The sequence below is a fragment of the Shewanella sp. DAU305 genome, assembly GCF_026802235.1.
Lineage (GTDB): Bacteria > Pseudomonadota > Gammaproteobacteria > Enterobacterales > Shewanellaceae > Shewanella > Shewanella baltica.
This window is the reverse complement of the sequence record NZ_CP113808.1, coordinates 2,750,165-2,762,778: the sequence shown is the minus strand read 5'-3', so window position 1 is coordinate 2,762,778 and position 12,614 is coordinate 2,750,165. Positions and strand designations below refer to the sequence as shown.

Below are 12,614 nucleotides of genomic sequence, written 5' to 3'. Positions count from 1 at the left end.
AATATGTGTTATTACGCTTGTTTCCTTCGCAGGTTTTAACCTGATCAGGTTCAACGGATCCCGAATAAACGGTCTCAGCCAAGAGGCACTCCGACAAGATGAGTGCGCAGTATAGACAGAAGCGGCAGCAACAAACAAGGAAAAAAGTAATTAAAAGCCTTAAATACCAATCCAAAATAAAGGTTCATAATTTATTGTTTTTAATTGATTAAATCAAATTAAACTAAAAAAGCCATAATTAGCATGAAAATAGATCATAAAAGAAAGTCACTATTTATGGGGTTTGAGCATCATTTTATTTAATCGAGATTGAATGGCATCATCAATAGCTTGATTGATTTTTTTGCCACTGCAGTCAAATGGGAAGCCTAAATTTTCTGCGTAAGGATTGACTTGAGTCCCCAATTGTACCACGCGATAACAAGTATCCCCTTTACGCACAATACGATTTGGATCTAAGGGTAAATCTAGACTCGTTGTGCCACCGAAATCATCGGCGTTAGGGACAAATAACACTTCCATCTCAGGGCTCATTTCACTCATATTCGATTTCCGGGTGAATTTATCGGCCTGTTCAATGACGAGATCATCGAGCGCTTGCTCGCGCTGACGTTCAAAATATTGCTGGGTGAATAAACTCATGCTTGAGCTTGTCGCTATTGTGCTCTCACCTTCTGCTGCAGGCGAACTCTGAGCGCCAAGCTGCGTCTTAATTTCTGTGGCATCAAACATATTTGTTGGCTTTTTTGCCGTCGCTTCCGCGGGCTGTACTTCACTTGGGGCACTTGATTGAGATTGGCTCGATTGAGTGATGTCAGGTTTAACCGTATCTGGCTTCACTTTTCCCTGATCTACTTTTTCAGGCACGACCTTTTCAAATATTGGCATAGGCTTAACTTGAGTTGTAGGCGTGGGAACAGTTGTAGGCGTAACAGAACTTGTCATCTCAGTCTTATCCTCGGCCTTGCTCTCTGTTTCTAGCGCAGCGCTTTCAGCCTTCTCTACCGCGGGAGCATAAATAAAATAAGCTTTGAGCGCCGTTACTTTAGGGCCCCGGCTTTCTGTTTCTGTTAATCCAAAGGGATTTAACTGCGGGCGCCACAAAATGCAGATAAGTAAAAATAAACACACATGCACTAAGATCACAAAAAATAACAGGCTTAATCCTTTGAAATATGGCTGACGAGCACGCAAAACGGATCCTGTCCCCAATGAATAAGCACTGGTTTGTATTGTCCCAGACAGTTCAAGTTTTGATTCAGACTCAGCAACCAATTTATCTTGATGTTGATCTTGATGTTCAGTATGGATTTCTTGCAGTACCAAATCTCGGGCCTGCTCTTGATATATAGCTTGGGTGTCATGCTCAGTGACTAAAAGGCCTGCACCGCGATTGAACGCTGACGGCTCGGCATCAGTGGTAAAAACAGGCGTTTGAGCAGCATCCAGTTCACCGAGGTGATGATCAAATGCGATAAAAGTCTCACCTTCTGGCGATGTGACCGAAAAAAACAAAGCACTATCAGTATCATCTCCAATCGCTATTGCTGTAGGAGATACTGTCAATAAAGGCACGGCTTTGGGTTGACGTTGAAAAGGCAAAATCCATCCTTAGGTTTTGTGTAGTCTCAATTGATTTCGATGATGCTTAACGTGGAACAATTGCACTCAAATCCAATATCGAGTTGCTGAATATTGAAAGAGAATTATCCAATGATTGCATTTACTTGCGAGTGCTCAACGCAGATTAGAGGAGGCAAACAGGGTAAAGTTCAACGCGAATGCAACACGTTACAAGCGCAGTGCTTATGCCAATGCTTAGTAAGACACTTGTCAGTTGAGACAAATAAGGCTGGGAATTGAGATCACAATCGCGCTAAATTGATGGGAAAATGCTTGCTAACTCTTACGTCTTAAAGCGGATAACATAGTCAATGCGATACGCTGACGGGAATACAAGACGGCGTAAAAAAGATAAAAGGTGAAAACAATAGAAGCCAATCATGAAATTTAAGCTTACAAGTGTACGCTTAAATATGGTGATTTATTTTCCTAACTGATAGACTCAGTCATTATCGTTTGCGAGTGTGTATCTACCATGTCGACTCAAAGTGTTATCGAACAACAAAACCCAGCTAAAATCCTTGCTAAGTCTGGGCCGTATAGTATTAAAGAAGAGATCGCTAATAGCGTATCCCATGGCTTAGGCGTCATCGCAGGCATAGTGGCATTGGTACTGATGTTACTCAAAGGGCAAGATCATCTAACGCCAATTCAACTAACAGGCGTTGCCATTTATGGTGCGAGCATCATTGTGCTTTTTCTATGCTCGACCTTATACCACAGCGTTAGCCATTCAGGCTGGAAACATAAACTTAAGATCGCCGATCACTGCGCAATTTACTGCTTAATTGCAGGAACTTACACACCTTTGATGCTGATAAGCCTACAGGGGACGCAATCGATAGTAATTTTAACGGCGATTTGGTCGCTTGCAATTGGTGGGATCCTATTTAAGACGCTATTTATTCACAAATTCAAAAAGTTAAGCTTAGTCTTGTATCTCGCCATGGGTTGGCTATGTGTCACTGTGATGGGCGATTTAACGGCGGCCATGTCGGAGTTAGGTTTTAATCTATTGATCTTAGGTGGCTTGTTTTACACCTTAGGGGTGGTGTTCTACGTCGGGAAACGTATTCCATTTAACCATGCCATTTGGCATTTGTTCGTGCTTGGCGGTGCCATGAGTCACTTTCTGTGTATTTATCTGACTGTTATTTAAATGGCTATGATTTACCTGATGGTGATTTAACTGGCTATAATTTAAATGATTATGACTTAACAGATGGTGATTTAACTGACGGTGATTTATCTGTGAGTCAAAGCTGAAAGTCGTTAATTATCTATTCAAGCACTTCCTCAAACGTTCTCTCGAACATCGCAATCAAGTACGGCTATTCAATTCAGTAAACAGCGACGCTAATAGCGCCGCTTGTTCTGCTCTGCCACACTGGCGCCAAAGTGCAATAATACATTCTGCAGTACACAAGCCTCCTTCTTGCTGATTACGCCGCAATATAAAGGCGGATTCAGGCATAAGTGGCGGCAAACTGACTCGTGCAGCCGTTTTAAGATAGGGGCTCTGGCGCAGCATCTTACGCGCCTCCTGCCAGGTCGCATCTAAAATCACCACTTGGCTCGGCATTAGTTCTGCTATCACTGTAGATTGCGCTGCCGCTAACAACATTTGTGCATTCGAGAGCACTGGCTCAGCTAAATCCGTATCTAAGGCATTTTGATCAATGGGCACAGCGGGCTCAGTATCACTTGCAGGAAACAACAATTTAGCCTGCTGCGATGCCAGCATAGCCACTAAATCGTTATCAGGTGTAGTTCTCGACCAGACGATGCTTTTCACCTCTTCAGGGAATGCGGCTAACGCGAGTTGGCCGGTATTTGTTTTGCGAGTTAACTCGCGTTCGTGGGTCAATAAAATAATCTGCATTACCTTCCTTGCTGCGGCAAAAGAATGAGAAATAGCATTAAACATCTACTGTTGTCAGCCACAGGCTCGAAGCAATATCAGCTTAAAAGAGCACGTTGAAATAACGACGTTTAATTGCTAACCAAACTCTGCTCACTCAGTTATGTGTGAAATAAAATCATATATTAAGATAATGATTTAAAAGTGATAAAACTTACAAGCATTCCAACACTATCTGTTTTAGCAGAAAAGTTTCACGCTCTATTGATTGGCCTTTATGGGGATGATTGCGCTGAATATCTTCATTATGAGCGATGGCTTGATGAATATTGAGCCATTCAGGCCGCATGCCATTTTTTATCTCATGGGCTTCTAATCGAGTCTCACCTAAACCACGCTCGCCCAGTGCGGTGTCGATACGGCACACATAACAAAATGACTCCATGTGCACTACGTTCGCCCCTTCACGGTACCAAGGTCGAAACTCTTCGTAACGGCCAAAGGGCGCTAACACTTGAATGTCTAGGGCGCCGGTTTCTTCCTGTAGCTCACGGATCAGCCCGTCTTCGAGGCTCTCGCCGTCGTCAATTCCGCCGCCGGGTAAGCTGTAGTCGCGGTATTTTTGAGTATACAGCAGCAAAATGTCTTCACCCGATAACACAATCGCGCGGGCAGCTCTGCGATAAAAAACGCGTGCCGTCTGTAGGTTAACCGCTGGATCTTGGGTGGTTCTCAATAAACGCATAGTCGTAGCCATTTGCCGAAAAGGAGTCGCAGCATAAACGAAAATGTGCCAAATGCAGATCAAAAACTGTAGCAGAGGCAATAATCACACTCAGTCCAGTCCGAGTGATTGATAGGTTTTAGCGATTACAAGCTTAATTATTAACGCCTTAAGCTAAAATCGTTTTACCAATGATGTTAAGATCGCGATGCATCATCTCTTTCGCCTGATTCTCATCGTAGTTGCTCATCTTTGGTGCCCATCGTAATGTCCAAGCGGAAAAATGCTCAAGAGCATTCAAACTCACTATGCTCACTTAAGAGCTGGGCCAATTGCTGCTGATAGGCATCAATAATCTCTGGTGTTTGCTTATGCGTGGGCATGCGTTGGTAATGACCAATCACCTGCGACAAATAACGCTGCGCTCGCGGCAAACTTGCTTCATCTAACGTCTGCCACATTAACGAACCCGTAGCACTGATAGGCAGACCATTTGGAGCTGCGGTTGTACTGACATGGAGGATTTCGTAGAAACGTTGATTCTCTTCCAATAAGTGTTCTGACTTAAGCCCTAGCCCTAAGGCTGAGAGTGATTGCCTGACATAGTAATTATGATGCACGGGACACAAAATAAATTCGAGGTGCCGCTGTGGGTGTTGAGCTAGAATTGCCTTCACTAAGTCCACCAGCAGTTCACCACCCACACCAGCGATGATGATCAACTGTTTATCCTTGTCACTGGTTTGCACGAGCGGTAAAGCCGCAACATCAAGGCAATGCACTTGCCACTGAGTATGACAACTTAAATTTGGGTCTATGTCTAGGTTTAAGTGTGGGTCTATTTCTGGGTTTAAGTCTGGATCTAAGTTTGGATTAAGGCCTGATATGTCAGCGGGGAAGAAACGCTGCAAACGCAGTTCAAGCGCCTGCATCAGCGAAGGGACACAATCGACAAAGTGTACATGGCGGGCAGCGCTCCTTTCTAGCAACAGCATACCGAGTAAACCATGATCGCAGCAGCAATCCCAAATATGATCGTAATGGCCACTGATCATGCTGTTTATCTGTTGTAAACGTTGGCTAATTTTCACGGTTTGACCTTACTGCTGCGGCTCCAAATACTATAAATCCCACTGTAAATCCCACGCTAAATTGCATTTTTAAGCAAAAAGAAAGCGCGCATATTACCCGAGTCAAAAGCAAACCACATCTTTTGTTCGTGCCCTCGCAATGCTTCTCGTCACTTCTGTTACGTCACGCCTTAATGTGGTGAATACGTATGCAGGCCGTTGCGGTTAAAAAGCCATCGCCACTAGTATGCTGTGAGTCACATTCATTATAAAAACAAGGATCAAGGAATGTTCATCAAGACCAACCCTATTCAGTTTACTGGCCGTCACTTAACAAAGAGTCACGCTCGCCAGAGCTCATCGCGCCAAAAACAATCGCAAGCGCTATTGAGCCCTACACTTATCGCCCTTGCGGTGGCTAGCCTCTTTAGTGCCAACGTATTTGCCAAAACCGTTACCGTCAGCTCACCCAACCAACAAATCCAAATCAGCTTGAGTGACGATACTGGCCGCCCCGAATATAAAATCGATTTTCACGGCAAGACAGTCATAGAACCGAGCCGCTTAGGCTTAGTTTTTCAATCCCTTGGTGAACTCGGTCAAGGATTGCAGATTAACAGTAGCGATAAAAAGAGTGCCGATGACAAGTGGCAACAACCTTGGGGCGAGCAGGAATGGATCCGCGATCAACACAATCAACTGACCGCAGTATTAAGCAACGGCAAGGTACAGCTCGAAGTTGAGTTTAAAGCCTTTGACGATGGTATTGGCTTTCGCTATCACTTAGCCGATCAAGCCGCTCTTCCCGCTAATTCGCCGCTCTCAATCACAGACGAGTTAACCGAGTTCAATGTCGGTCAAGCCGATAAAGCCACCGCTTGGTGGATCCCTGCCCGTGGCTGGAATCGCTACGAATATTTGTATCGCACCACAGCGCTGAAAGAAGTCGATAGAGTCCACACGCCCTTCACCTTTAAACTCGCGAACGGTACGCACTTAAGTATTCACGAGGCCGCCTTGGTGGACTTTGCCGCCATGACCTTAGATCAGCAGCGCGATGGAAAGCTTAAGGCCGATCTCACGCCTTGGTCCGATGGCATTCGCGTCAAAACTCAAGTGGGCTTTTATACGCCGTGGCGCACCATTCAAATTGCCGACAACGCGACTGGGCTGCTCAATTCGCACCTTATCCTTAACCTCAATGAGCCCAATAAACTCGGCGATGTTGCTTGGGTAAAACCGGGGAAATACGTCGGTATTTGGTGGGGAATGCACTTAAATGAAAATACTTGGGGTTCGGGCCCAACCCACGGCGCCACCACCAGCGAAACCGAACGCTATATGGATTTCGCCGCTAAATATCAGTTTGATGGTGTATTGGTAGAAGGTTGGAATAAAGGTTGGGACGGCGACTGGTTCCACAATGGCGATCAATTTAGCTTTACCAAGGCCTATGCCGATTTCGATCTGCCCGCCATCACAGCCTACGGGGCGAAAAAAGGGGTGCGTTTAATCGGCCACCACGAGACAGCAGGATCAGTCACCCATTATCGCGATCAAATGGCTGATGCCTTTGCCTTGTATGAGAAGCAGGGTGTTACCCAAGTCAAAACGGGCTATGTCGCTGATGGTGGCCAAATCAAGCGTATCGATGACAAAGGGGTCACCCGCCACGAGTGGCACGACGGCCAGTTTATGGTGGGCGAGTATCTGCATAGCGTCACAGAGGCTGCGAAACACCATATCAGCATCAATAGCCACGAGCCAATCAAAGACACAGGCCTGCGCCGAACCTATCCTAACTGGATCTCCCGCGAAGGTGCCCGCGGCCAAGAGTACAATGCCTGGGGTAGCCCACCAAATAGCCCTGAACATACGGCCATGTTACCGTTCACCCGTATGCTCGCTGGCCCAATGGACTTTACCCCGGGGATTTTTGACTTAGCACCTAAGGGGTTGGATGCACAAAACCGTGTGCAAACCACCTTGACCAAACAGCTCGCCTTGTACGTTGTGCTCTATAGCCCAATCCAAATGGCAGCGGATCTGCCGCGCAATTATGAAAAGCACTTAGATGCCTTCCAATTTATCCGCGATGTGCCCACCGATTGGTATCAGAGTGTCGCGCTTGCCGGTGAAGTCGGCGACTATGTGGTCTTTGCCCGCCAAGCGAAGGATCAAGGTGATTGGTACTTAGGTGCACTCACCGATGAAACCGCGCGCAAGGTCACGGTCAAACTGGATTTCCTCTCCCCGAATAAACGGTATCAAGCGCAGATTTACCGCGATGGCGCAAAAGCCGATTGGAAAACCAATCCCTATGATTATGTGATTGAGACTAAAGAAGTGAGCGCTAAAGATAGCCTCAACCTCGTACTTGCCAGCAGTGGCGGTACGGCAATACGCTTTAAAGCACTTTAGATTTCATCGTGTTCAGTTCAGCGCGCTAACTTAATTGCTTAAGCGAGTGTGAAAATACAGAGTAAAAAACAGAAAGTCACCAAGGATATACCTTGTCCTTGGTGACTTTTTATTGCCAGATAGGACCTGTTTATCCCAATACAAAACGTAAAAGTTAATCCTCCTCGAAGCGTCTTAGCAGATGTTGGCGCAAATTCAGTTCGTGCCTAGGCCGACAAATCGGTATGAACCGAATACACAGGCTATAAATGCACTCGCAAACTAGCCAACACCACAGACTGTTCAATCCAGCCCAAGGCAAATGCGTACAATCAACACAGGTGCAAAAATGCCTCAGTTAGATTAATCTGACCTTCCTTTCCTTGCGTCATGGTGCTTATCTTGCGGTACACGGCAGACTTATTAGAAATGCGCAGCTTTAAGCGTTTCGAGACCGAACTCGCGCACTTAGGCTTTACGCATTTTCAACCCTTAGCGCCACTTCGCCCATGGGTGCAGCGCTACTTTCATTTGCGCGTAGCGACTGATTTACCGCAGAACATTGAGCAGACATTTTATCCGGACGGCGGCACTAGCCTACATTTCTATTTCCCAACACAAACACTAACTCAAACGCTCAGCGGCGAAGAACCTCAAGTGTTGTTTCATTGTGGTCAGAGCCGACATTCCCACGCCTTTTTGCCAGGAATCGAGCTGCTGACAGTTCGCTTTCACCCCGGCGGCGCGTTTCATTTACTCGGATTTGAACTGCAAGATATTCAGTCTGCCACATCAGTGATGGCTATTGATGCGACGCAATTGCAGCTAACAGGATTGGATCAACTGTTATCGCAACTGGCGCAAACGAATCAACCAGCCCGACGCATCGCATTACTTGAGCATTGGCTATTGCAACTCAACCAGCGGCAATTTGATGCGGCCTTATCTCGACATAAAAGCGCTATGATTGGCTTAGTGCAGGCGAGTTTACCAAAGCTTATTCAAACCCAAGCCAGTTTAGAGGATTTCTATAGCCAATTGCCCTTAAGTCGTCGTCAGTTTGAACGAAGATTTAAACAAGTAACCGGATTGTCGCCAGCGCAGTTACTACAGTTAAACAGAGTCAAAGTCGCCCGCAATCTACTCAGCCAATCACCTAACCTCAGCCTAGTGCAAGTTGCATTCGATTGCGGATTTTACGATCAAGCCCATCTACATCAACACTTTGTGCGGGTGACACAGCAAACGCCAGGACAATACAAAAAGCGTAAAATGTCGCAAATCTCCAATCCTACGTCGCGCTAACCGCTTAGATTGAAGCCTCAGCTTATAGGAGGCTTTTATGTCAGAACGTATACCACGCCAGCAAATTTATCAGCTACAACCCGCACTCGCCAACGCACTGTTAAGCTTAGACAAAGCAGCCGGCGACTCCCACTTTGCGCCATTACTGGTGCATTTAGTCAAGCTCAGAGCATCGCAACTCAATGGCTGCGCGTTTTGTCAGCGAAGGCACGCCGAGGAAGCCAGAAATGACGGTGAAGAACAGCTGCGTTTAGATTTACTTGCCGCTTGGCAGGAGGTCGATGGACTTTTTAATGAACGGGAACGTGCAGCGCTGCTCTGGACAGAAATCTTAACCCAAGTTGCTACTGCACCCGTGCATGACAGTCAGTATGCGGCGCTTACCGAACATTATTCCGAGAAAGAAATTGTCGACCTCACCAGCTTAATCATTGCCATTAATGGCTGGAACCGCATCGCGATCGCCTTCCACTTGCAACCCATATAGCAGCAAATAAATAGACAATAAAAAGGGCACCTAATGCAGTGCCCTGTTTGTTGGTATCACTATGCCGTTCGTATCGCTATGCCGTTAACTTAAGGTCAGCGCCACTATTTTAAGTGGATGATTGTCATCGAACGAAGGGAAATCTTCATGGGGATCAAGCCAAGTGTGCGCTGTGACTGTGCGGCCTTGTTTTTCAACGCAGCGTACTAAACTGTCAAACCAAGCTTGGCGCTCAACTTTCGCCACATTGTTGCAGCAAACGATAGTGCCGCCGACTTTAGTCGCCATTAATGCGGGCTTGAACAACCCTTGATAATCATTGATCAAATCGACAATACCGAAAGCACTTTTGGCATAACGCGGTGGATCGAGGAACACGAGATCAAACTGGGTTTGCGGCAATTTTGGGTAGCTCGGTAATTTTTGATTACGGCGCCCTCCCACACTTAAACCAGCCAATTGGCGCAATGCCGGAAACGCATCACTCTGCACAAACTCACACACATTGGACACCTGATTTAACGCCGCATTCGCTTTGCCCGTCGCTAAAGCAAAGGAAGAAAAATCGACGTTCATCACCCGAGTCGCGCCGCCGATGGCTGCCGCTGTACCAATGCCGCAGGTGTAAGAAAACAAATTCAGCACGGTTTTATCTTGGCTGTTTGCCCGTACATATTCACGACCAATGCGCATATCGAGGAATAACAGCGGATCTTGTCCTTCATGGCGCAGTTTAGTGCTGAACTTGATGCCATTTTCCTGCATGACTCGCTCAGAACTCGCGATCTCTGTCAGTGCGGGTGATAACGCATTCAATACGCGGGAATTGCCTAATGAGCGGTCGTTATACACAATCGGCAAATCGGTCTGTTGCAGTAAAATAGCGCTAACATCGGCTAACTCTTCGTCGGTTAAGGTCTGATGAAAACTCTGCACGAGCCAAGCATCGCCGTAACGGTCGATATTCAAGCCACTCACGCCTTCGACTGTGCCATGGAACACCCGAAAACAATCGGTTTGATCCTGTTCTGCTTGTTGTAAAAAATCATGGCGTTTCGCCAGAGCCGTCGATAACAGCGTTTGAATAGACATAAAAAGCGGGACTCGCGCAGCGGAAACCTGCGTAAGGTTTCAAGAAGGAAAACGGCATAATAGCAAACTAGGTCGCAGAATATCGGATAAATTCACCAAAAGAGCGCTAAATTGCAGGCTTTGGCCCGTTCCAACGAGGGCGCGACGAACTTAGCATAGATCTCTCGATATCACTGTTGAATATAGCGTTAGATACCGCTCATGCTGATCATTTGGATAATCATTAGCTGGAACTGTAGTGCTTGCGTTTAGCTAGCGTCAGTGCGCTCATAAATTAAGCCGTTTTCTGAGTGCCCTTTCATTCTTAGTCCATCTCAAATTCACTCACTTCACCCTTTTGCGATTCAGTTCACTGAGCCCTTGATGAATAAGGCTTAAGCAGGCAGATGGATCTTCTAATGGCAGCAGATGCCCATATCGCTTATCTTCTAAAAATACTGTATCCGGCGTGAGCTGTTGCCAGTGCAGCCAGGTCGCTTCAGAAAAGAACACTGACGGTTTCCCCCGGATAGCGACGCAGGGAAGCTTTATCTGCTTCAATATCGATAATACATTCGGCGGTTGAGTGTAATTATGCGCTTCCCATCGTTTAGGAAACTTCAGGGTGAATTGGCCATCATTGTTTTGATGAATCCCGAATTGGGCTAAGGCGATAAAAGCCTCATCATCAAAGCGTTTGTATAGCTTACTCATTTTGCAATATTCGATATATTGCTCCCGGGTTTCCCACACATCGCGCTTCTTTAAGGTGTTTTTTGCGGGCGCGGTCAGATTCATTAACGATTTAGACATTAACTTAACAAACCAAGCGATCGGGCGCGATACCATTGCAGGTTCAATTAGTATCAGTGCTTTAAACAAATCAGGTCTTTTATTGGCGGCAAGAATGGTGCTGGATGCTCCCATTGAATGGCCAATTCCGATAATCGGCGCACTGCAATGCCGCTCAATATGCAAGATCAAATCACCGGCATAAAGCTGCCAATCTCGGCGCTTAGGCGGCATACCTGCATCAGGCCAAGTCGGTCTTCAAGTGCATTAAGACTGAACGCTCGCTTCAACTTGACCAATAAGGGCGCATAAACGCCTAATGGAAAACCATTGGCGTGGTAGAAATGGGCGGGGTCGCCAATATCTGAAAAGGTTTTAAAAACCTGAGCCTGTTGTAATTCAGTCCAAATTTGATCCATCAAATCCCACTTATCGAGTCCCACTGTTATAGTTCAACGGATTCAATCGTACCAATCTAAATCGCTAGGCACCTTACGCTCAAGCTACGAAATCTAACCTGCCGATATTAGCCTCCACGACGGCCTAAAAGGTTATTAAATCACTTCAATTAACTGCTCTAATCCGGGCGCGGTTTTAGTCGGCACAAACTCTATTACCTCAAACTCGGCAACATCGGCAATGCAGAACGGATCTTGCTGCAAAATGGCCTCTAGCGCCGCGCGACTCTCAGCCTTAGCAAGGATGACACCGCCGGTACGTGGCACTTTGCGACCCGAGGCGACAAAAGTCCCTGCGGCATAATACTGCTCAAGGTAGGCAATGTGCGCGGCTAAATGTAACTCCACTTCGGCAATAGGCTTTTTATAGGTGAGCGAAACAACAAACATAGGTATCCTCTTATTCACAAGTTTGGGGCATAGGGTTCCCCCAGCTGACTATATAGTGCGGTCCTAAAGTGTCAAATGAACTTAGCTTCCTGCAAAGTTAAACATAGCCAACAGCAGGTTGCACCCCTGTTTACCAGAAGTTATCAACCCATGATGAATACGTATGTAAGCAGTTGTGCACAAATCCACGCCGAGGCTACTATAAATCCGCTAGTTTCACCCTCTGCTTGTGGGGTTTGAAATCTGTGAGGTCGTTTCTGATAGGGTTATATACAAGGATTGCTATCAGGCTTAAGTTCTTTCTGCTGACTGGCTTTGAGCCACTCTTTTGGACTGACCGCTTTTAACTAAGGCTGAGGTCCAATTTAGAAATGAATTTATTGGCGAATATACTTCTGAGGGAGAGGTATATTCGCCATTTTTTCACAGAGCA

General features: G+C 46.3%; 12 protein-coding genes and 1 riboswitch. Of the genes, 4 read left to right on the top strand and 8 right to left on the bottom strand.

The features are described 5' to 3' along the window. Positions 1 to 4: 4 nt before the first annotated feature. Positions 5 to 103, bottom strand: a riboswitch (TPP riboswitch). 167 nt (positions 104 to 270) lie between these two features. Further along, complete coding sequence (locus OX890_RS11745) at positions 271 to 1,602, bottom strand: hypothetical protein (RefSeq protein ID WP_268649244.1); 1,332 nt, start codon at positions 1,600 to 1,602, stop codon at positions 271 to 273. Between the two features lie 496 nt (positions 1,603 to 2,098). Here OX890_RS11745 and trhA point away from each other — a divergent pair, with 496 nt between their 5' ends. Beyond that, positions 2,099 to 2,782: a PAQR family membrane homeostasis protein TrhA gene (trhA, locus tag OX890_RS11740; protein WP_268649243.1), complete on the top strand. Its 684-nt coding sequence runs from the start codon at positions 2,099 to 2,101 to the stop codon at positions 2,780 to 2,782. A 162-nt stretch (positions 2,783 to 2,944) separates the two neighbouring features. Here trhA and OX890_RS11735 read toward each other — a convergent pair whose 3' ends face one another. The 3 genes from OX890_RS11735 to OX890_RS11725 form a co-directional block, all read right to left on the bottom strand. Then, complete coding sequence (locus OX890_RS11735) at positions 2,945 to 3,505, bottom strand: tRNA-uridine aminocarboxypropyltransferase (protein WP_327237050.1); 561 nt, start codon at positions 3,503 to 3,505, stop codon at positions 2,945 to 2,947. Between the two features lie 193 nt (positions 3,506 to 3,698). Continuing rightward, positions 3,699 to 4,229 (bottom strand): NUDIX hydrolase, encoded by a 531-nt coding sequence (locus tag OX890_RS11730; protein WP_041408466.1) that lies wholly within the window; start codon positions 4,227 to 4,229, stop codon positions 3,699 to 3,701. A 266-nt stretch (positions 4,230 to 4,495) separates the two neighbouring features. Beyond that, positions 4,496 to 5,299 (bottom strand): tRNA (adenine(22)-N(1))-methyltransferase, encoded by an 804-nt coding sequence (locus tag OX890_RS11725; RefSeq protein ID WP_011846896.1) that lies wholly within the window; start codon positions 5,297 to 5,299, stop codon positions 4,496 to 4,498. A 267-nt stretch (positions 5,300 to 5,566) separates the two neighbouring features. Between OX890_RS11725 and OX890_RS11720 the strand changes: the two genes are divergently transcribed. From OX890_RS11720 to OX890_RS11710, 3 genes are all read left to right on the top strand, one after another. Further along, complete coding sequence (locus OX890_RS11720; RefSeq protein ID WP_126491845.1) at positions 5,567 to 7,699, top strand: glycoside hydrolase family 97 protein; 2,133 nt, start codon at positions 5,567 to 5,569, stop codon at positions 7,697 to 7,699. Positions 7,700 to 8,068: 369 nt separating this feature from the next. Then, on the top strand, positions 8,069 to 8,983 hold the full coding sequence (locus OX890_RS11715; protein WP_268649239.1) for an AraC family transcriptional regulator: 915 nt from the start codon (positions 8,069 to 8,071) through the stop codon (positions 8,981 to 8,983). Between the two features lie 37 nt (positions 8,984 to 9,020). Further along, positions 9,021 to 9,470 (top strand): carboxymuconolactone decarboxylase family protein, encoded by a 450-nt coding sequence (locus OX890_RS11710; RefSeq protein ID WP_268649238.1) that lies wholly within the window; start codon positions 9,021 to 9,023, stop codon positions 9,468 to 9,470. Positions 9,471 to 9,554: 84 nt separating this feature from the next. Here the strand turns inward: OX890_RS11710 and OX890_RS11705 are convergent, their stop codons facing one another. The 4 genes from OX890_RS11705 to OX890_RS11690 form a co-directional block, all read right to left on the bottom strand. Further along, a complete protein-coding gene (locus tag OX890_RS11705) occupies positions 9,555 to 10,562 on the bottom strand; it encodes a class I SAM-dependent rRNA methyltransferase (protein ID WP_268649237.1) in 1,008 nt (335 codons plus the stop codon). 324 nt (positions 10,563 to 10,886) lie between these two features. After that, a complete protein-coding gene (locus OX890_RS11700) occupies positions 10,887 to 11,567 on the bottom strand; it encodes an alpha/beta fold hydrolase (protein ID WP_268649236.1) in 681 nt (226 codons plus the stop codon). Next, complete coding sequence (locus OX890_RS11695) at positions 11,522 to 11,752, bottom strand: hypothetical protein (protein ID WP_268649235.1); 231 nt, start codon at positions 11,750 to 11,752, stop codon at positions 11,522 to 11,524. Before OX890_RS11695 ends, OX890_RS11700 begins: the two co-directional genes overlap by 46 nt. A gap of 135 nt (positions 11,753 to 11,887) precedes the next feature. Next, the gene (locus tag OX890_RS11690) at positions 11,888 to 12,181 is read right to left on the bottom strand and encodes a YciI family protein (protein WP_012587557.1); all 294 of its coding nucleotides are present in this window, start codon (positions 12,179 to 12,181) and stop codon (positions 11,888 to 11,890) included. Positions 12,182 to 12,614: the final 433 nt, after the last annotated feature.

Coding starts and splice junctions, on each gene's coding strand:
- trhA (WP_268649243.1), top strand. CDS start 2,099: ATGTCGACTCAAAGTGTTATCGAACAACAAAACCCAGCTAAAATCCTT.
- OX890_RS11735 (WP_327237050.1), bottom strand. CDS start 3,505: ATGCAGATTATTTTATTGACCCACGAACGCGAGTTAACTCGCAAAACA.
- OX890_RS11730 (WP_041408466.1), bottom strand. CDS start 4,229: ATGCGTTTATTGAGAACCACCCAAGATCCAGCGGTTAACCTACAGACG.
- OX890_RS11720 (WP_126491845.1), top strand. CDS start 5,567: ATGTTCATCAAGACCAACCCTATTCAGTTTACTGGCCGTCACTTAACA.
- OX890_RS11715 (WP_268649239.1), top strand. CDS start 8,069: ATGGTGCTTATCTTGCGGTACACGGCAGACTTATTAGAAATGCGCAGC.
- OX890_RS11710 (WP_268649238.1), top strand. CDS start 9,021: ATGTCAGAACGTATACCACGCCAGCAAATTTATCAGCTACAACCCGCA.
- OX890_RS11705 (WP_268649237.1), bottom strand. CDS start 10,562: ATGTCTATTCAAACGCTGTTATCGACGGCTCTGGCGAAACGCCATGAT.
- OX890_RS11700 (WP_268649236.1), bottom strand. CDS start 11,567: ATGCCGCCTAAGCGCCGAGATTGGCAGCTTTATGCCGGTGATTTGATC.
- OX890_RS11695 (WP_268649235.1), bottom strand. CDS start 11,752: ATGGATCAAATTTGGACTGAATTACAACAGGCTCAGGTTTTTAAAACC.
- OX890_RS11690 (WP_012587557.1), bottom strand. CDS start 12,181: ATGTTTGTTGTTTCGCTCACCTATAAAAAGCCTATTGCCGAAGTGGAG.